Origin of the sequence: Streptomyces violaceorubidus (assembly GCF_000717995.1) — a bacterium.
GTDB lineage: Bacteria > Actinomycetota > Actinomycetes > Streptomycetales > Streptomycetaceae > Streptomyces > Streptomyces violaceorubidus.
This window is the reverse complement of the sequence record NZ_JODM01000152.1, coordinates 1-478: the sequence shown is the minus strand read 5'-3', so window position 1 is coordinate 478 and position 478 is coordinate 1. Positions and strand designations below refer to the sequence as shown.

The following is a 478-nucleotide window of genomic DNA, read 5'->3' as shown; positions in this document are numbered from 1 at the left end:
CGGGCGGCGGGAGCCAGCCGGCGCGGAACACGGGCCTGCAGGACGCGTCCGACGGGGCGTTGGAGGTGCCCGACGGTGACGCGGTGGGCGGACAGCCGGAGGCCGGCATGGATCCCGCGGTGCCGGCTGCCGGGGCGCAGGGTGCCGCTTCGTCGGGCGCGTCGCACGCGGCGGCGGCGGGCCGGACGTCCCCCGCGCCGTCCGATGCCCGGGCCGGGGAGCAGCATCCCCGCAACACCACGGGCGGCCGCCAGGGCGAGGGCGGTGAGGACACCTTTGTCACCCGGCCCGGGACCCCGGCGGTCACCGTGCCGGCGGCAACGGCTTCTGCCGGCGCGGCGGGTACGTCGTTCCCGGCGGCGGTGAGGGGCGATGCCGCCGGCCACTCCGCGGGCGTGGACGGTAGCGGCCAGCGGAACGCAGAACGCGACGGTGCAGCGGACAGCGACGCCGTGGGTGCGGATACGGCCCGGTCCGC

General features: G+C 79.1%; 1 pseudogene. It reads left to right on the top strand.

What is annotated here, in order from left to right:
* Nucleotides 1-107: 107 nt before the first annotated feature.
* A pseudogene (locus IE94_RS40745) lies at nt 108-478 on the top strand (hypothetical protein); the annotation flags it as partial.